Annotated in this window: 20 protein-coding genes and 1 tRNA gene; 6 read left to right on the forward strand and 15 right to left on the reverse strand. The window is 35.2% G+C overall.

The window, feature by feature from the left end; translation table 11 throughout:
• Positions 1-113: 113 nt before the first annotated feature.
• Positions 114-809, forward strand: coding sequence for a hypothetical protein (locus tag NBX25_RS03500; protein ID WP_123908833.1), 696 nt, complete (start codon positions 114-116; stop codon positions 807-809).
• A 99-nt stretch (positions 810-908) separates the two neighbouring features.
• Here NBX25_RS03500 and NBX25_RS03505 read toward each other — a convergent pair whose 3' ends face one another.
• From NBX25_RS03505 to NBX25_RS03515, 3 genes are all read right to left on the reverse strand, one after another.
• A complete protein-coding gene (locus tag NBX25_RS03505; RefSeq protein ID WP_250252874.1) occupies positions 909-1,739 on the reverse strand; it encodes a DUF2490 domain-containing protein in 831 nt (276 codons plus the stop codon).
• Between the two features lie 231 nt (positions 1,740-1,970).
• On the reverse strand, positions 1,971-2,885 hold the full coding sequence (locus NBX25_RS03510; RefSeq protein WP_250252875.1) for a hypothetical protein: 915 nt from the start codon (positions 2,883-2,885) through the stop codon (positions 1,971-1,973).
• Between the two features lie 87 nt (positions 2,886-2,972).
• A complete protein-coding gene (locus NBX25_RS03515) occupies positions 2,973-3,515 on the reverse strand; it encodes a helix-turn-helix domain-containing protein (RefSeq protein WP_250252876.1) in 543 nt (180 codons plus the stop codon).
• 353 nt (positions 3,516-3,868) lie between these two features.
• Here NBX25_RS03515 and NBX25_RS03520 point away from each other — a divergent pair, with 353 nt between their 5' ends.
• On the forward strand, positions 3,869-6,340 hold the full coding sequence (locus NBX25_RS03520) for a TonB-dependent receptor domain-containing protein (RefSeq protein WP_250252877.1): 2,472 nt from the start codon (positions 3,869-3,871) through the stop codon (positions 6,338-6,340).
• A gap of 136 nt (positions 6,341-6,476) precedes the next feature.
• Here the strand turns inward: NBX25_RS03520 and NBX25_RS03525 are convergent, their stop codons facing one another.
• The 4 genes from NBX25_RS03525 to NBX25_RS03540 all read right to left on the reverse strand — a co-directional run bounded on the left by NBX25_RS03525 (position 6,477) and on the right by NBX25_RS03540 (position 9,350).
• Positions 6,477-7,211 carry a hypothetical protein gene (locus tag NBX25_RS03525; protein ID WP_250252878.1) on the reverse strand — a complete coding sequence of 245 codons (735 nt, stop codon included), beginning with the start codon at positions 7,209-7,211 and terminating at the stop codon, positions 6,477-6,479.
• Between the two features lie 120 nt (positions 7,212-7,331).
• Positions 7,332-7,745 (reverse strand): hypothetical protein, encoded by a 414-nt coding sequence (locus tag NBX25_RS03530; RefSeq protein ID WP_123908827.1) that lies wholly within the window; start codon positions 7,743-7,745, stop codon positions 7,332-7,334.
• Between the two features lie 444 nt (positions 7,746-8,189).
• A tRNA-Ser gene (locus NBX25_RS03535) sits at positions 8,190-8,276 on the reverse strand.
• A 45-nt stretch (positions 8,277-8,321) separates the two neighbouring features.
• Positions 8,322-9,350 (reverse strand): asparaginase, encoded by a 1,029-nt coding sequence (locus NBX25_RS03540; RefSeq protein WP_250252879.1) that lies wholly within the window; start codon positions 9,348-9,350, stop codon positions 8,322-8,324.
• A gap of 166 nt (positions 9,351-9,516) precedes the next feature.
• Between NBX25_RS03540 and NBX25_RS03545 the strand changes: the two genes are divergently transcribed.
• Complete coding sequence (locus tag NBX25_RS03545; protein WP_502799727.1) at positions 9,517-10,191, forward strand: TrmH family RNA methyltransferase; 675 nt, start codon at positions 9,517-9,519, stop codon at positions 10,189-10,191.
• A gap of 224 nt (positions 10,192-10,415) precedes the next feature.
• Here NBX25_RS03545 and NBX25_RS03550 read toward each other — a convergent pair whose 3' ends face one another.
• The 3 genes from NBX25_RS03550 to tsaD are packed head-to-tail and all read right to left on the reverse strand — an operon-like array spanning position 10,416 to position 12,516.
• Positions 10,416-11,111 (reverse strand): RsmE family RNA methyltransferase, encoded by a 696-nt coding sequence (locus tag NBX25_RS03550; protein WP_250252881.1) that lies wholly within the window; start codon positions 11,109-11,111, stop codon positions 10,416-10,418.
• Positions 11,108-11,503 carry a hypothetical protein gene (locus NBX25_RS03555; protein WP_123908823.1) on the reverse strand — a complete coding sequence of 132 codons (396 nt, stop codon included), beginning with the start codon at positions 11,501-11,503 and terminating at the stop codon, positions 11,108-11,110. Before NBX25_RS03555 ends, NBX25_RS03550 begins: the two co-directional genes overlap by 4 nt.
• A complete protein-coding gene (tsaD, locus tag NBX25_RS03560) occupies positions 11,500-12,516 on the reverse strand; it encodes a tRNA (adenosine(37)-N6)-threonylcarbamoyltransferase complex transferase subunit TsaD (RefSeq protein ID WP_123908822.1) in 1,017 nt (338 codons plus the stop codon). The genes NBX25_RS03555 and tsaD overlap by 4 nt, the downstream gene beginning before the upstream one ends.
• Positions 12,517-12,520: 4 nt before the next feature.
• Between tsaD and NBX25_RS03565 the strand changes: the two genes are divergently transcribed.
• The 3 genes from NBX25_RS03565 (at position 12,521) to NBX25_RS03575 (ending at position 18,375) form a co-directional block, all read left to right on the forward strand.
• Positions 12,521-17,323 carry a translocation/assembly module TamB domain-containing protein gene (locus NBX25_RS03565; protein ID WP_250252882.1) on the forward strand — a complete coding sequence of 1,601 codons (4,803 nt, stop codon included), beginning with the start codon at positions 12,521-12,523 and terminating at the stop codon, positions 17,321-17,323.
• A gap of 134 nt (positions 17,324-17,457) precedes the next feature.
• Positions 17,458-17,928: an Lrp/AsnC family transcriptional regulator gene (locus NBX25_RS03570; RefSeq protein WP_045493567.1), complete on the forward strand. Its 471-nt coding sequence runs from the start codon at positions 17,458-17,460 to the stop codon at positions 17,926-17,928.
• Positions 17,929-17,997: 69 nt separating this feature from the next.
• The gene (locus NBX25_RS03575; protein ID WP_123908820.1) at positions 17,998-18,375 is read left to right on the forward strand and encodes a hypothetical protein; all 378 of its coding nucleotides are present in this window, start codon (positions 17,998-18,000) and stop codon (positions 18,373-18,375) included.
• A 58-nt stretch (positions 18,376-18,433) separates the two neighbouring features.
• Here the strand turns inward: NBX25_RS03575 and gwsS are convergent, their stop codons facing one another.
• From gwsS to NBX25_RS03600, 5 genes are all read right to left on the reverse strand, one after another.
• A complete protein-coding gene (gene gwsS, locus NBX25_RS03580) occupies positions 18,434-19,513 on the reverse strand; it encodes a grasp-with-spasm system SPASM domain peptide maturase (protein WP_250252883.1) in 1,080 nt (359 codons plus the stop codon).
• Positions 19,510-19,692, reverse strand: a complete 183-nt coding sequence (locus NBX25_RS03585) for a hypothetical protein (protein WP_250252884.1) — start codon at positions 19,690-19,692, stop codon at positions 19,510-19,512. Before NBX25_RS03585 ends, gwsS begins: the two co-directional genes overlap by 4 nt.
• Positions 19,689-20,591 carry a grasp-with-spasm system ATP-grasp peptide maturase gene (gene gwsG, locus NBX25_RS03590; protein ID WP_250252885.1) on the reverse strand — a complete coding sequence of 301 codons (903 nt, stop codon included), beginning with the start codon at positions 20,589-20,591 and terminating at the stop codon, positions 19,689-19,691. Before gwsG ends, NBX25_RS03585 begins: the two co-directional genes overlap by 4 nt.
• The gene (locus tag NBX25_RS03595; protein WP_250252886.1) at positions 20,588-21,490 is read right to left on the reverse strand and encodes a hypothetical protein; all 903 of its coding nucleotides are present in this window, start codon (positions 21,488-21,490) and stop codon (positions 20,588-20,590) included. The genes gwsG and NBX25_RS03595 overlap by 4 nt, the downstream gene beginning before the upstream one ends.
• A gap of 93 nt (positions 21,491-21,583) precedes the next feature.
• Positions 21,584-21,784, reverse strand: a complete 201-nt coding sequence (locus tag NBX25_RS03600) for a TIGR04139 family peptide modification target (RefSeq protein ID WP_250252887.1) — start codon at positions 21,782-21,784, stop codon at positions 21,584-21,586.
• Between the last annotated feature and the right edge of the window lie 122 nt (positions 21,785-21,906).

The raw sequence follows: 21,906 nt of genomic DNA on the forward strand, positions 1-21,906 counted from the left end.
GTTGATTACAATCTTTTAGCCTGTCTCTATTTTCTTCTTTTTCAAAAAAAATATTATGCGTCAAGTTTTGTCGCATTACGGTAATAGCTTTGTCATATCAAAATTACAGAGCTATGGAATTGCCACTTTACTTAAACTTTAACGACTTTGAAAACCATTATTACGATCATCTTGAAAAATGGTTTGAAGAATATTATAATGCTAGTGAAGCAGATTACCTGAAAACGTTGGCAAGTATGTATAGTCCTTATGTATACTACAATTTTGCTGATGATAGCCTGCAGGCAGATGCAACCATTGAAATCAAAGACTGTTTCTTCCCTTATCATGAGAAAATCGGGATTTCTTTCTGTACAGGTTGTGAAAATGGTACCTCACCCAAAAAAGGAATGAATCACGTTTTTGAATGGAAAAACATTTCCATGATGGAATACGCTCAGCATATTTTGGACAAGATCAATCGCTATTGCTCAAAAAATAAAGAAGCCCTGAGTGGCAGTAAAAATATCCTGGATTACATCAATGATTATGATATTGTGACTTCCCGCGAAGGAGCAGGATATTGTATCAGCTATAACAGGCATCAGATGACCATTCCTTTTCTTAAGGCTTATCTTCCTTATTATGGACAGACGGTAGACATGGCACTATATAGGGATTTTATATTTTCCATTGTACAAATTGCAGAGTTTATTGATCAGAAATTAAAAACTATTCAGGCTTTTGAACATACCATTTATGCCCAGTCAAGAGCCGAAGCCAAATTCAAGGTGCAGATGAGCCGCCAGTTTCTGACCCTATGCAATTAAAATTTTACACCAACATTCATACTTAATTATATTGCGGAGAATCTATATTTTCCAACGAAAATCCCAGCCATTACTGACTGGGATTTTTTATATATAAACTTAATCAAGGTGATCCTGATCCGTTGTCTCTTTCTTTTTATAAGGAATGTTCCATATGAGGTCTGCCGCAATATAATGAACTCCTCCGTGCTGAATACTTTTGCTGCCCCTTATCAGATCATCCATATAACCGATATCCACTGTAAAAGGAGAATTGGGAATATTGAACATATAATAAGCAGCCAGCCGCAATTCACGGTATCCAAAAGAGTTCCAGTGTTGGTCATGCTCATTGAGATGACTAATGGAAAACAATGCTTCAGCACTTAATGCCAGTTTCTGATTATTCTTAGGAGATAGGTTATAGGTTAACTGGCTTTTGATCCGGGTTCTTAATTGAAAATCTTCATCCACTTTATGAAAATCAGCATCAAAGAACTTTCTGAATTCCTGTCGAACCGTATTTTTAAGCTTTAGTTTTTTCCCAAGATCAAAAGTATAGGCATAGCGTCCATAAATTCTGAATTCCTGTTCTATACCTTCTTTATCATAAGGAGCTTCTTTTTCATATTCAGGCTGTCGGCGGTAGCTTAAAGCATAACTGTATTGCTGATGAGGTGCAAAAGAGTGATAAAACTCGTGATTTAATACAAAAATAGCCTGTTTTGCAAACAAATTATTGTTATCCAGAGTACTTTTACGTCCTATCGCAACATAGCTCATCGTTTGTTTCTTTCCTAAAGAATCGAGATTACGCTTCACACCAAAAGCTGACCAAAAGGCGGTCTTGGCATCGCCTAATCCAGGCGGACTGATCTGTGCCTTTACTAGGCTTCCTAAGCAACCTGTTATACCTAAAATAATAAAAATTTTTCTTATACCGAACATCATGATAACTGCTTTACGATTACTATTAATACCTGCGAAATCATAAGGTTAGATAAAAATATCAGTGATACGCAGAGAAAATATGTGGTCAAAACAAATTTATGAGACTTTATGAATAGAATGTTTATTCAAACATCTTAAATACTGTTTAAAAACATGACAAAATAACCACCTGATTTAGGAAAGATTTAGGAACAATAAGCATGCTTGATAAATATTTGCAGGATTAAAATTTTATTCAATTCCGAATTTTTCCTTTGAACAATCAATGTAAATTTTATGGTTTAAAAAGATCTTATTACCCAACATTCCTGACATTCCTGAAAACTTCATCAACATATATTGACTTTGGGTAAATCCCTCCACGTAAGTTACTTCTCTCAATGGAAGATCTTTATTGTTAAACCGGATAGTGCTATGTGTTCTTGTAGTATATGTTGTTAAAATATTTGGCCTTGATTGGGCTTTTTCTATTATAACTTGTGATTGTGGTAGTCTTAAACTTTCCCAGTTTTCTTTATTCGTCAGCAATTCATAAGCACTTGTTCCGGAATCATACAGAAACTTTTCATCTTTTCCTTTTAAATTTCCGTGAATAACAATTTTCCTCTTTGTAAATTTAAAATCAATAAGAGTATTTTGAAACTCATCTGGTTCCTTAGAGAGATTGAAAACAACATTATTATCCTTGAAATTAATCAAAGTCTTTCGATCTTCAAGAATATCAGCGCCAAGAGTTCCAATGATTTTTGCAGGATTATTTTTTTTCAAATTTTTTCCTGTATTGGATATTTTGATTTTGTGTGACGTAATTTTTGTTTTGCCAATATAAAATGAGGTGATAGCCTGCTCATCTTTGGGGGTAATCCCTTTCAGTAATGGTATCGCTTTATTATAAAATTCTGTATAAACAGCTCCCGTATCGAATTGGAGATAATAAGTAATAGTGTCTTTTGGGAAATGTATGGGAACAAGCAATGCGTTTTTATCTTCTCCGATCCATTTGATGGGGATTGGTCCACTTTCGTTGTCTACTCTTAAGTAATTCTTTTCTGGAGTAAATTTTTGGTTAAAATAGAGGTACCCGCCTAATCCTGTAATGGCAATGATAATTAAAATATTTAGCGCAATTCTCTTTAGTATTTTCATGCTGATTTTTTATGCAAGATTCGGAAATCCCTTATTATTTTTACATGAAAACAATGCGACAATTTTACGACATTTCTATGTCCTTGTTTACAAGAAGCTGGTTTTCAATTTTATACTTAACTCTTGGGTTTTGTTCAGGCTGATTCCATTCTTAATGATAATAAATAATTTCAGCCCTAAAAATAGGATTAAAGGAATGATAAAAAGTGGAAATTTAAACGAAAATAACTTTTGAATAAACGGACTGATAATCATTAAAACCGAAAAAATTACCGATATAATAATCTGGATACAAAGGATGTTTTTTCCAAGTTCCCTGTTTTTTAAATCCTTCGTCTGATAGGTTAAAACAGCTGGAATAATAATACCTCCATATGGTATAATAAGACCAGCCAAAGCAGAAAAATTGATCTTTTTAGCTCTTTGGACATCAGCTTGTTCTTTTGCTGTTGTAATAAGATCTTCCGGTTGAACATTTAAAGCCTGGGCAAGTGCTTTTAAGGTAAATCCTTTTAGAATATTTCCGGCTTCAATTCTCTGAACTGTCCGAAGAGAAAGTCCCGAACTCTCAGCAAGTTCATTTTGAGTCATATTCATACGCTCTCGTAAAACTTTAACCTGGTTTTCCATGATTTGTCAACTATAACTGTCCTGCTAATTTAAAAAAGGAAAAAATTTTGATGTCAATAAACTTATAATTTAAATTCTTCAATTGTGGATAACTTGTTAATAAAATATTGATAAAATGTGAATAAGTCCATTTTTTATTTAAAACATCTCGTAAACCTGCTTTTGAAAGGGATAATGAAATTTATAAATAGAAATGTGATATTCATAAATATCTATTTTATTAAGATATTTTTAAAAGAAGAATGATGATTTTTATCTTTTATTTAGAATAATTCAAATTAATATTGCGAGAAAAATTGTTTATCCTTTATTTTGCATTTTTATTTATAATTATTTTAAATAAGGCTGAAAAAATGATACGATCAAGTGAATGTGAACTTCTGATGAAGTCAATAACCCATGCCCATGAAGCAGAACAGGATGATGTTTTAACAAATAAGATAGTACAATGGTCTAAACCATTTCTGATTTTCTTCTTTTCCCTAATAAGTTTAACTCAACTCTATGCGCAGGATCTGCAAGGTGGAATAACCGGTAAGGTCAATATGGTGGACGGACAGCCTTTAAGAGCAATCTCCGTCTCATTATTGGAAGCAGATCGCCAGACACTGACAGATGATGAGGGATACTATCGTTTTACCAATATAAACGCAGGCTCCTATACCCTAAAACTACAAATCTTAGGATCTAAAGAAATACGTATTCCTGTTGAGGTAAAAGCAGGAGAAAGTACCATACTGGATTATCAACTTACCAAAGAAAATATTCAGGCCATACAGGAAGTGGTTATCATGAAAAATGTCAACAGATTTTCTAAGAAAGAAAGTGGGTTTGTTGCAAGACTGCCTTTAAAGAACCTGGAAAATCCTCAGGTGTATAATACGGTCACTAAGGAACTTTTTCAGGAACAGGTTGCTGTAGACCTTGGAAGTATTTCTAAAAATGTACCGGGAGCCGGAGTTCCCATGATTGCGAATCAGGGAAGAGTGACATTCCGTTCAAGAGGATTTGAAACGGAGCCTAATGCAAGAAATGGAGTAGCCGGAGCTGCTTTTTCAGTGATAGATCCTGTCAACTTAGAGCGTATTGAAGCGATAAAAGGACCTTCTGCTACTTTATTCGGAAAGAGTGTGGCTAGCAGCTATGGTGGTGTGTATAACCGTGTAACAAAAAAGCCTTACAATAAGTTTGGAGGTGAAGTGGGATATGTTGGCGGAAGCTGGGATTATAACCGATTGACAGTAGATGTAAATACTCCTGTGAATAAAGACAGAACAGCACTTTTCCGTCTTAATGCTGCCGGAACATTTGAAAAAAGCTTTCAGGACTTAGGGTTTACGAACTCGCTGGCAATTGCCCCAAGTTTTTCTTATCAGATCAACGATCGTATGTCGCTTCTTTTGGATGTAGAGTTTAATCAGGCAAAAGGAACCTCAGTAGTGCGCTTTAATCCTTATACAGGAAGCAACAAAACTCAGTCTATTGCAGATATGAAGTTCTCTTACTATAAAAATTTCCTGGGTGATGATCTTGCTTATGAAACGCAGATGATGAATATCTTTGCTCAACTTAATTATAAAGTATCAGAAAACTGGACCTCCCAGACGATTATATCCCGTGCAAGGTCTACAATCAATGGATATATTTCTGCCATTAACGGGAAAACAGATTCTACCGCAAGTGCTCAGGTAATGGTAGGAACTACTTCATTTATCGCAACGAATATTCAGCAGAACTTTATCGGAGATTTCCATATTGGACGTTTCAGAAACAGAATGGTTGTAGGATTGGATTACTATAATAATTCTAATCATTTTGACCGTTATCATACCAATACAAAGGTATTTAACTTTGTTCATCCATCGGCGGATTTTAGAGTCAACCGTAATACAATCGATGCCCTTACTGCAACTTCTGTTGTTAGAAAAGAAAATAACAGTGACAATACCTATGCGGCCTACGTATCAAATGTCTTCAATGTAACAGATCAGTTGATGGTAATGACCAGTTTGAGGGTAGACAGATTCCAGTTTAAGGGTGTTTACGACATTACTACAGGTCAGATAAAAGGAGGTTTAAGTAACAGTGGAACCCAAGCAGGGCCTTATGCGCAGACAGCACTTTCTCCTAAGCTGGGACTTGTATATGAAATACTGAAAAATAAAGTTTCCCTGTTTGGAAACTATATGAACGGTTTCAATAATGTAAGTGGGGTAGATATTAACGGAAATTCATTTAAGCCTGAATATGCCAACCAGTTGGAATTTGGGGTAAAAGGAGATCTTTTCAATCACAGACTTGTGGGAACATTGAGTTATTACAATATCCGTGTTGATAATATTTTGAGAACCAATCCGGATGACATCAACTATTCTATACAGGATGGAACTCAATTGAGTAAAGGATTTGAAGCAGAATTAACAGCCAATCCTTTTGATGGATTGAATATCGTAGCAGGATATGCTTATAATGATAGTAAATTTACAAATGCCAATCCTTCTGTTAATGGGCTAAGACCAGCATTATCAGGTCCGGCAAACATGTTCAATTTCTGGATAAGTTACAGAATTCCGCAAGGAAAATTAAAAGGCCTTGGAATAGGAGGAGGAGGAAATATGGGATCATCTTCCTATCAAACCAATACACAAACAGCTAAAGTCATTATTCCGTCTTATACAATGCTAGACCTTGGAATTTTCTATGACCAGCCAAAATATAGAGTAGGATTGAAATTTGATAATATCACTAATGAAAAAGCTTGGTCGGTGCGTTTAACGCCGCAGGCACCAGCTCGTTTCTTAGGAAGCGTTTCACTGAAATTCTAAAATAAGTTTTTAATAATTGATGATAAAAAAGTCCCGGATTCATAGATCCGGGACTTTTATTTATATTGATTTTCTCAACTTTTTATCTTGATTCTATTCATTACTACATTTTGTATCTGATATAGCTTCGATCTTCTTAATTAATCCAAAGACAATAATTATTACGGTATCTTATCTTCGAATAGGAAGTTCCCAGAAATATTCCTGGAGTAGTATCCTGCCAATCCTGTCTGATGACATAAAGTCCCGGCATCGTTGGTTTAAAAATGGCTCTATGCTCCTTATCTACCGGAATATTCTTTTCCCAGTTTTCAGGATTAAAAATCCGAAGCATTGTGCCTTTTTCAGAAGGTTTCATATTACGGTAAGGGAAAATAGTATAAATACCGTTTTTTTCTTGAAGGCTTATATCCATAAACTGAAGAGGAGTGGTATTTTCTGATGGAGTCCCTACATGATAAGCCCCACACATAAAGTCAATAGGCCGTACATTTTCTTTCGGATCCTGAGAACGTACCAAAACAGGTTGTTGGTCATTCATTCCAAAGATCCTGTAGGTTCCTTCGTGATCCGGGATGAAGGTTCCTTCCCAATGATCTTCCTTTGGCTGCAGCTTAATGGTTAACTTTTCTCCTTTAGTATTCAAAAAAAAGAAACTAAAATCTTTGATTCTTTGAAATTCAGAGCCGGTAGTACGGTGCCGTTCACTGAGATCGTCAATAAAACCATAACATACCTGTATTTTAACCTCTTCTTTTATTTTTCCTGATCCATGAATTTCCATCCAGTAAGCACTGGCTTTTGCAAGTTGTGGAAAAAGGAAAGTACTCAGAAATAACAGCAAAGACAACGCTGTCCGTATTGTAAACATTTTACTTAAATTATATTGATGCTGCTAATTTAGGGAAAAGCTTAAAATAAAAACTGCGATATTAAAAAATACCGCAGTGTACTTGATTATAATGATTGATTTTGCAAGTTTGCTTTATTCTTATGCACCTGTTCTGCACATCGCATCCCAGGTAGTCCAGAAATGGGCATTAATAGCACCGATAGGTGGGTTGATACTGTCTGCAACAATTCCTACCATAGATGCACAGTTGGAATTACAACCTATTTCATTGTGGCTTCCTGTCTGAGGGGGGATTTGTCTCCATGTACCGGTAGAACCACTTAATAACTCCACCTTAATCTCGAAAATTCCTGAAAGGTTGGGAGTCTGAATTTGTTTCGTTGGATTGTCACTTGAAATAGAATCACTCCAAGTTCCCTGTGAAAATGTTACTCTCCATTTGCTAATCATTTTAGCAGTATCGTGTTGAGGTGAAAGATACACCCAGAACTGTGCTCCGCCTCCCAGTTGTAGCTGGCCGGAGGAATTGGCATTTACACTTGTTGATGTCATATTAAATTGATTTTTGTGGTTATTTATAGACCAAAGTAACAAAGAACAAAACAGATGCTGTAGAGTATAAACAACCAATTATATAGTTGAGTATAAATACTTATTTGAGTGGAAAATTGATTTTCTGAAGATTTTTTTAAACTGGTAAGAAATATGGGGTGATCTGAACATTTATCCAGACCGATAGTACTTTTTTAACGCAAAATTTTACTATCATATTTCATAGATTTTAGGGAGAAAAGATAGATCAACAAAGTTGATTCTTATGAAGCGAATGTATAGCCATATCACTTAATAAGCGACGAAGTCATACTCTTTTGTATTCTTAAAAGTATAGGGTTTTTATCATGAAAAATTTTGTGTGAAATTAATAGGTGAATTATCAATAACCCACTGTATATAAAACAAAAGAGTCTTAAGTTTTTTACTTAAGACTCTTTTTTGCAGAAAGGAAGGGATTCGAACCCTCGATACAGTTACCCGTATACTACCTTTCCAGGGTAGCTCCTTCAACCACTCGGACACCTTTCTTTTTGAGATTGCAAAAATAGGATATTTTCTTTAATTACCAAATTTTTAATGTGTTTTTTCATCAGTAATTTCTCCGCAAAGGCTTTGGGTAAAGTTGTCTGCGAAACTTCCGGAGTAATTAGGATTGTCGATCAGGTGCATAGCTTTCGTAATGGCAGTCTCTGCAGTCATATCTCTTCCGCTAATGGCTCCGATTCTTGAGAAGATATTACTGTTCTCATATTTACCGAACGAAATACCTCCGGAAATACACTGGCTCACCACTACGATCTCTGTACCGTTATTTCTGATCTCCTGCAGTGTTTCTTGAGTCTTTTCACTACTGAAAATAGTTCCGGAACCAAAAACCTGAAGAATTAGTACCTTCATTTTAGGAATTTCCTTAAAGTGGCTCAAATGCATTCCTGGGAAAATTCTCCAGAACAGAACATCTTCAGAGATATGCTCGTCAACATGAAACTCAACTTCCGGATTGCAACGAAAAAGATTGTCTTTGATGATATTTAAATGAACCCCGGACTGCCCAAGAATAGGATAGTTCGGACTTGCATACGCATCAAAATATTCCGCAGAATACTTTAATGTTCTGTTTCCTCGTAAGAGTTTATATTCAAAATAGATGGCAACCTCCTGAATGACTGCTTCGTCATTTTCATACAAACTGGCATAATAAAGACTTGTCAGAAGATTTTCTTTCGCATCGGTTCTCAGATCACCAATAGGCAATTGTGAACCGGTCATAATCACAGGCTTTCTTAATCCTTTTAACATGAAACTTAATGCTGAAGCAGTATAAGACATAGTGTCTGTCCCGTGAAGAATCAGGAATCCATCATAATCATTGTAGTTCTCAAGAATGTAGTTGGCAATGACCCTCCATTCTGCAGGTCCCATGTCCGAAGAGTCCAGTGGTTTGGCAAAAGGATGTACAAAAACTTCACATTCCATAAGCTTCATTTCAGGCATCTTTTCGAAGATATTGCCAAAATCAAAGGCACGCAGGCTTCCGGTTTCATAATCTTTTTCCATACCGATGGTTCCTCCAGTATAGATGAGTAGGACTTTTCGCTTCATGTATTATTTTTAATTAAGAATTTAACCCCGGTTAAGGATCATAGCCCAAAATTACGTTAATTTGCAAAGATTTGAAAATGAATGAAACGCTTATCATCAAATTTTATCAGAATAAGATGAATTCCATGCGTTATATAAGGCTATTGAAAAAAATAACTAAATGCAGATGAACGATTTAGCACAAACTTATGAATATTTAAAACAGTTTTTAACAGAAGAAAGATTCGCGAAAATTGAACACTTTTCTCAGGAAAGTTCAGACTTTGTACTTCCGGTGGTAGAAGATATCTATCAGTTTCGGAATGCCGCTGCCATTGTACGTTCTGTAGAAGCTTGTGGTTTTCATAAAGTAGTGGCTTTGCAGGAAGAATATAGTTTTGAACCTAATCTTCGGGTAACCAAAGGGGCAGATACTTGGGTTGAAGTGGAAAAACTTCCCCGAAATAGGCAATCCTTTCAGGAAATTAAAGACAGAGGCTACAAAATTGTAGTAGTATCACTGGAAAATAATGCTAAAATGCTTCCTGAATATGAGATTACAGAACCTATAGCGTTGGTATTCGGAACGGAAATGGAAGGCGTTTCGCAGGAGATTCTGGATTTCGCAGATGAAACACTGGCGATACCAATGTATGGTTTTACAAGGAGTTTTAATGTTTCCGTAGCGGCTTCCATTTGTGTGTATGAACTGAAGCAAAAACTGATAAAATCTGGTATTGATTATAAATTAGATGAAGAAAAGCTGCTAAGAATGAAAATCCTTTGGACAGTAAACTCTATAAGAAGCGGGCAGCAGATCTTTGAGAAATACCTGAAAGAAAATAATATTGATTGGAAATAATCAATTCGGAATATAAAAAAGGAGGTGTTTAAAACCTCCTTTTTTATAGATATAGATTAGGAATCTATTATTTATATTTTAAATGATATCTAGTTTAAAATCAAACTTGTTGTGTCATTCTGAATGTAACGAAGTGGAATGAAGAATCAAAGTTTTTAATGAGATTCTTCCTTCGTCAGAATGACAGTGAGCATAAAATTATATAAGCCAATGGCACTATAAACCTATATCATATTGTAATAATTCCACGCGGCTACAAATACGCCTGCAGTTTCAGTTCTCAACCTTTGATTTCCTAATGAAACCGCTTTGATCTTATGTTCAGCCAAAAATTCAATTTCCTTTTCAGAAAAATCCCCTTCAGGACCAATTAGGAAAGTAATCTTTTCCATTTTTGGAATACTTTTAAGTTCCATTCTTTCCAGATTTTCATGACAGTGCGCCACAAAAGTGTTTTCAGGATGAATGTCTTTTAAAAAATCGCTCAGCTTTACAGTATCATTAATAATGGGAAAATGAAATCTCAAACTTTGTTTTGAGGCAGCAACAGCCTGTTTTCTGATCTTATCAATATTAATATTTTTACGCTCTGTTTTTTCTGTAGCAATAATGCTGATTTCTGAGATTCCCATTTCTACAGCTTTTTCTACAAAAAATTCTATACGGTCAATATTCTTTGTAGGAGCAATAGCAATATGAAGTTTAGGAGTGAAATCCGGAAGGTTATTTTTGATTTCTGAAACCTCAATACCTGCTTTTTTTCCTTCTATAAACAGTTTTCCTGAAGCCAGTGCTCCTTTTCCATCTGTTACATGGATATCTTCACCCTCTTTCATTCGAAGAACTTTTACAATATGCTGCTGTTCCTCGTCGTTGATGATGACTGTATTACCTGTTATTTCTCCGTAAAATAATTTCATATATCCTGAGTTAAGAATGCGACACCTGTTTTTATGGTCGTGTAAATATCCGTATCACATTCACGGTAACTGCACAGGTATATTTCTTCTATCCATTTATTGTTAATGAAAATCAGATTTAAATATTCCTGTTTCCTTAAGTTATTTTTTATAGATAAATAATCACCTTCCTTGGGAGTATAAGGAAAACTAAAAAGGTTTTCGGAATTGATTTTCTCAAGAATTTCCTCTTTTACATCCTGGATGTATCCTGTTTCAGAGCTTGACGGAAAATAGTCATTAGCATCTTCCGAATCTTCATTTTTTCCTGTAACGGTTTCTAATACCCAATAATATTTTGAGTTCTTTTTAGAATGTGTTCCCAGTATTTTTTCTTCTAAGAGTATTTTCATAAGTCATATTTTGCAGTAGCAGAAGTTCTCAGATCAGTAAACTCACCTCTTTCAAACTTCAGTTGTGCTACCATGGCAATCATCGCTGCATTATCGGTGGTATATTCAAACTTTGGAATATAGATATTCCAGCCTAATTTTTCTTTGTTGTCTTCCATAGCCTTCCTTAATGCAGAATTGGCAGAAACTCCACCTGCAATGGCCACATCTTTTACATCAAGATCTTTAGCTGCTTTTTCAAGCTTATTCATTAGGATCTCAATAATACATTTTTGTACGGAAGCACAAAGATCGTTAAGGTTTTCCTTAATGAAATCCGGATTTTTTCTAACTTCTTTCTGAATGAAATATAAAACGGATGTTTTAATACCACTGAAAGAGTAGTCGTAGTTCTCCAACTTTGGTTTATTGAACTTAAAAGCATCGGGATTTCCTTCTTTGGCAAGCCTGTCGATAATTGGCCCCGCCGGATAATCCAGATCGAAGATTTTTCCAATTTTATCAAAGGCCTCTCCGGCAGCATCATCCGTTGTTTTTCCGATAATTTCCATATCAAAATAGTCCTTTACCAATACAATCATGGTATGACCACCACTTACGGTAAGGCATAGAAAAGGGAAAGTAGGCGGCACAGGATTTGCATCCTCGATGAAATGGGCCAAAATGTGAGCTTGAAGGTGATTAACTTCAATTAATGGAACATTAAGACTCATTGCCAGAGATTTAGCAAATGAAGTTCCTACAAGAAGTGATCCCAAAAGTCCGGGGCCGCGTGTAAATCCTATAGCAGAGATTGCATTTTGTTGTATATTTGCTTTGGTAAAAGATTTTTCAACAACGGGGATTATATTTTGTTGATGGGCTCGCGAAGCCAATTCAGGAACCACGCCTCCATATTCTTTATGGATAGCCTGGTTCGCAGCAATATTTGAAAGAATAGAATTCCCCTTGATGATAGCTGCTGAGGTGTCGTCGCAAGACGATTCAATACCTAAAATTATAGAGTCGCTCATAATAATGGCAAAGTTAGAGAATAATAACGAGAATGAGAATAAAAAATCAGTAGCTGAAAACCTAGGGGATCAGGTACAGAAGACTGTTGAAAATGTAGAGGAGAAAGTACGGGAAACAGTAAAAGAAGCCTCTGAACTCGCTTCAGATGCTATCAATCACCCTGTAGAAACTGCTGAAGAGTTTGGTAAACAGGCTATAAAAGATGTCACCAGCTATACCTGGTGGGCAAAGCTTCTTCTTATTCTTTTTTGGCTAGGTATTGTTCTTGCTGGAGGAGTACTTATTACCATCAATCTTCCGGTTACCAAGCAATGGGCAGCAGATCAGGCTTTGAAGCTTGTGAATAATGACTTTAAATCCGGATTTTCTACCGAAAGTGTAGATGTAAACTATTTTGGAGATGTTACCATAAAAGGGTTAAAAGTAAAAGATTATAAAGGCTTGGATTTTATACAGGCCCGTGAATTTCGTGCCGATTCAGATTGGCTTTCTCTTGCTGCAAATGCCATTTCAGGAAAAAGTAATTCCCTAAGCTTTAATTCCCTTACGCTGGTGAATGCAGAGATAAAGGTCATTACCTATAAAGGAGACAGTATCTCCAACTTTGTCCGATTCACAGAATTATTTGATGATGGAAAGAAAAGAGATCCTAAAAAACCTCCTTTTCAACTTAATTCAAGAGTACAGATCATAGATTCTAAAGTATCTATTGTTAATGAAAACTCTGATGGAGATCATGGGAAATGGCTTACTGCAACAAAATTTAATTTAAAAGCACCCAATGTTAAGGTCGTTGGTCCTAATATTACAGCGCTTATTAATAATATGTCTTTCGTAACCTCCAGATGGGGAAAATCTCATATTGTAGATACCTTTTCAACAGAACTGTCTTTAACCAAGCAGTTTTTGTCGTTAAAAGACCTTACTTTAAATACAGACCATACTTTATTGCAGGGAGATATAAAATTTAATCTTCATGATGGCTCATGGGCAGATTTTGCAGATAAAGTTCGCTGGGATATGAATATTAACCAGGGAAGTCAGGTGAGCGGATATGATATCAGCTATTTCGTAACCAACTGGGATAATATCAAACCGTTTAATCTTTCAGGACAAATGACGGGTCCTTTAAATAAATTTCATTTAGAGAACTTTCTGATCAGAAATCCTGATGTGAATATTGCCACCAAAACGATGAAGGTGGATAATTTATTAAACGGTCACTTTTCTATTGAAACAAAAGATCTTTCTACAGATTTTACTTATAAAGATTTGAAGGCAATGATGCCTACATTCATCTCCAGCAAGATGAAGAATTTTGCAGATGATTTTGGAAAGCTGAAGTATAACGGAACGGCTAAAGTAAATCCAGATCAAGTCTATGTTGAGAGTGGAAATTTAATGACAGGAATAGGCCAGGCGAAAATTTCTAAACTCTCTTTAACAGGGTACAGTACAGCAATGCCTAAGTATTCAGGTCGTCTTGAGGTAAAAGACCTTAATACTTCTGTGATTACTAAGAATAAGTCAGTTGGATTGATTTCCGGTAATTTTGACCTCAATGGGCAGAGCTTTGATGTAAATACAATGCGTCTCACCACCAAATCTCAGATTACCAGCATTGAGATTATGGATAAGGTCATCAATAATCTCTATTTGGATGGATTATTGGATCACAAAAAATACAATGGACTGATTACGGTTAATGATGAACAGGCAAAAGCAACCATCAAAGGGTTAATAGATTTCAGTACCTCTAAAATTGCAATGGATGTGAATGCGGATGTTACCCAGTTGAACATGAATTATTTTACCAATAAACCTGGCAGCCAGATTGTAAGTGGGCAGGTAGAAGGTAAAATGTCTATGTCATCCATTAATGATCTTACGTTAGACGTTAATGCCAATAATCTTTACTTTGCTACTGCTACACAGAAATACAATATTCCGACAGCGAAATTAAAGACATTTGTTGAAGCCGGAGGGCGTGTTATTGATGTGGATGCACCTGGAGCTGCTAACGGAAAAATTTCGGGTAAATATAATCTGGCGGATCTTGTAGGAATGGTAGAGAATGGAGTAGGCAGAATTCTTGTAGGACCACCTCCAAGAAAATTATATAGAGGTCAGAATTTTGCCATGAAATTTGATGTTCAGCAAGGATTGGTTAATTACTTCTTGCCAGATCTGAAGCTGCCTAACGGAGCAATGGTGGAAGGAGAATATGATGGAGACTCAAATAATCTTATCCTGAATCTGGACGCAACTGCTCTGAAATATATTATGACCAAAGAAGAGGAAATTACTGATGCTGACAAAGCATTAGCTTCTTCTAATCCTGATTATCAGGTCAACAATAGAAAGAATCTCAGCAAAGATAGTGCAATGGTAGACAGTGTTAAAGTAAGAATCAATACTGCAAACCTTGCTCAACAGGTGTATGCCAGAATCAATAGATTAGAATACAATAAAAATATCATTAAAGATTTTGAGCTTAAAGGGAATAATGAAAACGGAAATACCCTGCATCTTGCTACGGTGTTCAAACATGGAAGCCCGGATGATGAAATCAATGAAAAGCTTAAAGAATATGCTATTAATGTAGATCAGTCTACGGATGCAGCAGGTGATTATGTTTTCAGATTTGAACCTACTGAAGTTAAGTTTAATGAAGTTTCCTGGGCTATTGATACAAGTCCTGAGCTGAACCATTCCATTACCTACAGGAAGGCAACCGGAGATTTTGAAATCAGGAATCTGAGGGTTTATTCTGATAAGAGTGCTTTATTTATAAAAGAAGCTGAATTTAAATCTATCAAGGATTTTTATGTAGATGCTGATATCACTGATTTCTCGATAGAAAAACTGCTGGAAATGCAGTCCGGAGGGAATAGCATGGATATAAAAGGTCTGGCGAACGGAAGTGTAAAGATCAAGATGGATAAAAGTACTTTACAGCCTCTGGTAGATCTTAATATAGATGATATTAAAATGAATGGGAATGATATGGGAGCAATTTCCATTTCAGCGACCAACGGGTTTTCATTGAACGTATACGATATTGATGTAAAGGTTCATTCTGCAGGAGTTTTAGGAAACAACAGTTTAAACCTTACAGGTACTGTTAATAATAATACAGCTTCACCGGATATTGATCTGACAGCGGAAATGCGTGATTTTGACCTGTCATTTACCCAGCAGTTTGTTCAGAGTATTTTTGGAAACCTCAGAGGAAAAGCAACAGGTGATCTTAAGATTAACGGAAAGCTTAATAACCTTGATTATAGTGGTGATATTGCCTTAAAAGATTTCGGTTTAAAACTTCTGTTTACAGGAGTAGACTATTCATTTGATGATAACGTGATCCAATTAAGTAAAGGACTTGCCATTCTCAACAATATTGAAGTACATGATGGCAGATCCAATTCCAAAGGAAACATTTCCGGAGCGATTCGATTTGAAACACTATCTTCAATGGGGATTGACCTGATCATGAGAGCAGATAATCTTTTGGTATTGAATTCTACTCAAAAAGATTCTGACCTGTTTTGGGGAAGAGTTTACGGACAAGGTGATTTATATGTCTCTGGTCCTGTCTCCGGGTTGAGTATAAACACGCCTAATATGAAGGCGCTTAACGGAAGTACCTTCACCTTTAATTCAGCTTCTACTTCAAATGTTGAAGAGTTTAAGATGCTGAGGTTCCTGAAAGAAGGAAAAGATGGATTGGTAACACTGGAAGAAAAGAAAAAGACCGGTGCCAATATGAATATTGATTTCAATTTGGCTGTAGATAAAGGAACCACAGTAAATGTGCTTATTGGTGACGATGTGGGAAGCATTACCGTAAAAGGAGCTGCAGATCCGCTGAGATTCCACATGAACAGACAGGGAAATATTGCCATGAGTGGGACCTATAAGGTAGACAACGGAACATTTGTTTCTAAAGCAATTCTTAATAAAACCTTCCAGATCCAGAAAAACAGCAGCATCAGATGGGATGGTGATGCGATGAAGCCGGCACTGGATATTACAGCCAATTATGTAAGAATGGTTTCCAATGCAGGAGAATACCTGAGTATGGGAAAACTGCAGCCTATAAGTATTTTATTACAAGCTAATATTACGGAATCTCTGGTAGATCCTAAGGTAGAATTGAATGTAACAGCGATGGATGTTTCCAGTCAGGTAAGAGAGACGCTGGCAGCAAAAATGAGCCAGGAAGGGGAAAAAGTTCTTCAGTTTGGTTCTGTCCTTCTGTTGAGTACTTTTAACGTGTCTAATACCGGTGGAGTGGATGTGAATGTAGGAAACGTTGCCGAATCTTCAGGATATAACATGCTTCTAAAGCAGCTGGGTTCGGTTCTTAATACGATGAGTAATGAATTCCAGATTGACCTGAACTATGTAAAAGGTGATCAGAACTCCAATATTGGGGACAGGGCTAATGCAGGAGTTAGCGTTGCGCTTTCACCTAGAGTTAATATCAAGACCGGATTGGGAATTCCGTTATCCAGAACAGAGGCAAGTACTACCGGGGCACAGAACAATTATCTTTCTGGAGAAGGTTCTATAGAATATGATTTATCTAAAAAGAATGACGGTACTTTAGTGGTAAGAGGGTATTCTAAGCCTACCAACATTGGAATGATTAGTACAAACGGAACTGCTAATCAAGCCTATGGAGTTGGAGTTATGTGGAGTAAAAGCTTTAATTCTTTGTTTAAAAAGAAGAAAAAAGACAAAAAAGTATCTGCCGAGAAAACGGAAATAAAAACAGATTCTACAAAATCAAAAGCTAAATAATCGGAATATTTTAATGATTTTTATCATCCGTGTTAATTATTGTTAATGTTTGATATATTTTTTTTAGTTAAATTATTTTTCGTAAATTTGCAAAAAATACATAGATTTTTTAAAGAAATTGTAATTTAACTAATATGAACTATCAACTGGACGAAATAGACAAGAAGATTCTTGATTTCTTAGTAGAAAACACAAGAATGCCTTTTACAGAAATTGCTAAGCAGATGGATGTTTCTGCTGGAACAATTCACGTAAGAGTGAAAAAGATGGAAGATGCAGGTATTATTTTGGGATCATCTCTAAGCATCGATTATGGTAAGCTGGATTATCATTTTACAGCTTTCATCGGAATCCTTTTGACAAAATCAAACCGTACTCAAGAAGTATTGAAAGAATTGTCAGTTATTCCTAACGTAATAGAAGCTAGCGTTATTTCCGGGAAATATAATATTTTCTGTAAAGTAAGAGCGAAAAATACGGATGATGCTAAGAGAATTATCTATCAGATTGACGACATTCAGGACGTAATGAGAACTGAAAGTATGATTTCTATGGAAGAATTCTTGAGTGACAAAAATAGACTGATCAACGCGATCTCTATTTAATTCAAATTTTAAACGAATAACTATAAAAGAACTTATGAAATCTCTCATAAGTTCTTTATTTTTGTACCTATGGAAGAATACAGCTATTTTGACGAAGATCCGAAGAAAGGATGGGGATTTGTATTGGCATTTGCTGCCTTAATGTTGTTTACAGTAATGGGATTGGGAATAGATGTTGATGAATATCTTCAGCATGAATACCTTGATATCCCAAGATGGTATTTTTATGTTATCTTTTCAATTGATGCGCTCATGATGATTGGTCTGGTGCTAATGTTCTTTTATAAAAAAGTAGGAATTATTATGTTCCCGGCTTTATTGGTGCTGCATTTCTTTATGCATAACTACTATCTGTCTACCTTCCTGTATACAGATGTTACCAATCTTTTCCTTTTTACAGGTTTTGGAATGCTGGCTATTATTCCGAAGTGGAAGTTTTTTAAATAAGGGTGTTGTAAACCTCTTATTTCTACATAAAAAATAGCTTTTAAACATTGTTTAAAAGCTATTTTGCTTCTTGGATTTCATAATGGTGGATGGCTTTCTGTTTCAGTGGATTTTTACTCCATTCTTTCCATTCATTAGTAAAAGGATTATAACCGCACTTTAAAGGCTTTGATATATCTATGTTTTCTGAAGTATAATGTGATCGTTCAGTATAAGCCCTGCAATCTGTACAGATATACCTGAATTCACAGTCTTTACAGCCTTCTATACTGTCTTTAGTAATATTCCAGTATCTCTTGAATCCTGGTTGCATTAAAGCTTCTTCAAGACTTCTGTTTTGAATTTTTCCAAAGCTTTCCGGCATTAAAGGGCAATTTTTAATGTTGCCTTCAATGTCTATACTGATCTTTTTATACAGGCAGGAATTATGATTGATAGCTTCCAGTACTTTGGGAAGATTGGTATTGAAATACTTCATATCTACCTTTCCACAGGATGATATTTTTAGATGTTCTTTTACAAAGTTCAGGCTGAATTTGAATTCATCTTTTATTTTGAAAGGTTTCTGAGGACACTGATAGAAAATGAGACTATAAATTCTTTCCGTTTCATGGTTCAGTTTCTGTATGTATGATTGATCTATTGCTGCATGAAAAGGAGAAATGATTTCTATTCCCATAAGTACGGATGAGGTGAAGATGTGATCTATACTTATAAATTCCTCTACTGTTAACGATCTTGAACTGTAGATTACCAAGTGTCTGATCTCAAGATTCTCTACAGCGTTTCTTAACCTATTTAAAAGGCTGATCTCCGCAATTTCGATAAAGAGGTCATTGATACGATTTGGCTCACTGTATTCATAAGATAAGGCAGGAAAATTCCAATCCCAATCATTCTGTGTAATAAATCCATATTCATTTTCTAAAAGAATTTCTAAATATTCCTGAACAATATCCTGAGATTCTTTATCATACATTTCCAGGATTTCTTCAATAGATTTCTTTTTTAATTCTTCCATCAGGTCATAAAATTCTAATGGATAGAGCTCAGAGGTGTTCCTCTGAAGGTCAGAAATCAATATTCTATTGACTCCCTTCGTAATAAAAATGGTACTGAATATATTAAAATATCTCATAAGAATCTTACCAGGAATTTGTAAGGTTTTGATTTTGCATAGAAATCAGTCTGATATTTTTTACTGTTCATAGTGGTATTGACAGTAAGTTTCCTGCTTTCTTTGTTGTGTATCATTTCCATATAGTTATAAATGAGAGGAAGCGGGTGTTTTTCTTTGGGAGTAAAATTCTTTTTCATAAATAGTCAGCAATTTCTTTTTCTAATGAATAATTACAGAGCACTGAATGTCCAAGAAACTGGCCTATGGCATTCACTTCTAAAAAATAAAATTTATCCTTGCTCTTAATAAGATCCAATGAACCACTGTTGAGGTCCAGCGACAGCATCAGTAAATGAATTTTGTCTTCAATACTTTTGGGCAGATTATAAGGAACATTTCTGTTGGGTTTTGTATGGTTATATTTTCTGAAATCAATTTTGGTCCGCTCATCATTTTGTGAAAAGATGGCCGTTGACCATACTTTTCCATTCAGATAAAAGCTCCTGATCTCGAAATCTTTTTCAATTTTTTCCTGAAAAAAAGTAATAAAGAAATTACCTTTCTGAGGTTCCGTTACAATTGAAGTATACATCATCCCGGTGACATTTTCAGTAATATTTTCAGCCCTGGGATTTCCACCAATGGTTTTGATGATTGTTTTGTTGAGCTCTACTTCATCGGTATTATCAGCCAGGAAATAATCAGGGACATCCAAACCAACCTTTTTTGCCTTTTCCAATACCAGGAGTTTGTTGACATCACTATTGCTTTCTTTATTAATATGTCTTTTAGATTCTAAGGTTTTTCTCACATAATCTTCCAGCCAATGTTGATATTCATTCATATTAAGATTAATAGATTCATTGTCATAGCGCAGCCGCCTGAATGTCAACCCTCCGGTTCTGTACCATACACTGTTTATATCATCAATGCAAAATCTATTTCTTTCACTTACCAGAAAAAGTCTTTTTTGATCGGTTTTAATTTCAAAAATTTCATCTTCGTGTACTCGAATGAACTTCTTATTCATAGCAAGAAGATATTTGATCACTTCATTGGTTGTATTTTCTTTATTTTCAGAAATAATGAGAATCATTTTTGTTTTTTAAGCTTATCAAAAAAATCTTTGGCAATCTTCATCGAGGTTTTCATTCTGGGAAAGCCTACCGCTGCACGGTTTTTATCAATTCTTGCAGAATCGGCAGCACTCAGATTAGCCTCATCAAAGCGCATAAATATTCCATACATTGTTGCTCCTTTATTCGCATATTGATATTTGTCTACCATTTCAATATAATCTCTTGGAGTGCACTCTCCGGATTTTACATATTCAAGTAATTTAGCTTTGAAATATTCATAGTACTTCGTATAGGCCATGTGGTTAAGCATAGTTCCCATCGCCATTAGCTGGCCATCTCTTCCCAGATGTCCTTTTTTTTGCAAAGACGGATATCCATAATTTTTAAAAGTCCATAGTAAAAGTTCTGCATTTTTTTTATCATTCATTTCAACAATCTCTTTGATATTTCTGTTATGCTGATCTCTTGTAAAAGCAATACTGAATGAGTCTACCAAAACTTGATTAAGTCCCTTTCTCCATCGTTGAAATTTTTTTTCTACCTGTAGACTGTCTATTCCATGTCTTTTATATAGCTGATAAAAATCGCGGTCAGGCTGCCAATAAGGGGCTGTTTGTGCTAATAGCTTATCCAGACTTTTTACGCCGCCAAAATCCTGATGATATTTGTCCGCCATTTTGATGTAAACTTCATATTCGGTAATTCTCTCATTCTGGACCGGTGGATATTGCCTGAATAATTTCTTGTACTGTTTAATGGTAGCCAGGGTATCTTTATTTACTCTATGGATACTGTCAATAGTATACACTTTATTATAATAATCTATATAATTAAGGTCTCTGTTTTTACAAGAAATTAATAGAAAAATGGAAGTTAATAATAGGGATGAAAATAAGCTGTAATTATGATTTTTCATGATTGTGCTGAGTGTTAATTTAAGCGAATGAAAAAAGTAGTATTCTATCATTTTTTGTATTGAAAAAAATAGAGGGATAAACCCTCTATAATATTACAATCCGCCACAATTATCACCTATATATAATGTATTTATAAGTACACACTTGTCATTATAAGTTTTTTTGTCATAGCATGTTGCGTTTTCTGAAATGTCGTAGCTATTGGCTCCCTGAACAGCTTTTAAATCATTTCTGTTGATCTTTTTGTTTTCTAAAGAAGAGAAGTTTCTCTTCATGCCAATTAATTTTTTCATTTTTGATTGTTTTTTTGGTTGTTAAATAAAATGGTTTGTCATACAACCCCTGACATTGGGTAGTTTATTCTATTATTCAATTTGTACTGTACACATACAACTTAAATACAGAATAGGTATCA

The sequence above is a fragment of the Chryseobacterium sp. Marseille-Q3244 genome, from assembly GCF_940807095.1.
Classification (GTDB): domain Bacteria; phylum Bacteroidota; class Bacteroidia; order Flavobacteriales; family Weeksellaceae; genus Chryseobacterium.